Genomic DNA, 706 nt, shown 5'->3' with positions numbered 1-706 from the left:
GCCGAAGAACACCTCGTGCGGTACGCGCTCGAACACGAACCCCGCTCAGCCAAAGCCTTCTGCAAGAACCTCGCCTACCACCTCGACCAGGACGGGCCCGAACCCAAAGAACCCGAACCCGTCCAGCAGCGCAACACCGTGCGCCGCCGCAGACAGGGCGGCCGGTACCAGCTGTTCGCCGACCTCGACCTGGACACCGGCGCCAAGCTCGACGCGCTGCTCGACCCGCTGGCCAAACCCGCGCCCGACGACCTGAGGTGCGCGCCGGAGCGGGAAGGGGACGCGTTCTGCGAGATCGTCGACCTCGCGCTGCGCGCCGACCACCACCGCATCCACGGCGGCGAACGCGTCCAGCTCACCGTCACCGTCGACTACGACAAGCTCCGCGCCGCCATCGGCACCGCACGGCTCGACAACGGCGACCACCTCCCGGTGAACCAGGTCCGCAAGATCGCCTGCGACTCCGCGGTGATCCCGATGCTGCTCGGCAGCCGCTCCCAGATCCACGACGTCGGCCGCAAAACCCGAGCCCTCAACTCCGGACTACGCCGCATGCTCGTCACACGAGACCAAGGCTGCGCCTTCCCGGGCTGCACCAGACCACCCAGCCACTGCGAAGCCCACCACATCCACCACTGGGCAAACGGCGGCGAAACCAACCTCAACAACCTCGTGCTGCTCTGCCGCCGCCACCACGACCTCATCC

At 68.6% G+C, this 706-nt stretch carries 1 protein-coding gene; it reads left to right on the top strand.

Annotated features, from left to right (window positions below; genetic code table 11):
- Window positions 1–15 precede the first annotated feature (15 nt).
- Window positions 16–706, top strand: a 691-nt coding sequence (locus ABFX45_RS46225) for an HNH endonuclease signature motif containing protein (protein ID WP_346137434.1), incomplete at its 3' end; no start/stop codon positions are given.

Origin of the sequence: Lentzea roselyniae, from assembly GCF_039537795.1 — a bacterium.
GTDB classification, from domain to species: Bacteria; Actinomycetota; Actinomycetes; order Mycobacteriales; family Pseudonocardiaceae; genus Lentzea; species Lentzea atacamensis.
The sequence above is the reverse complement of the archived record's forward strand: the minus strand, read 5'-3'. Positions and strand labels throughout refer to the sequence as shown.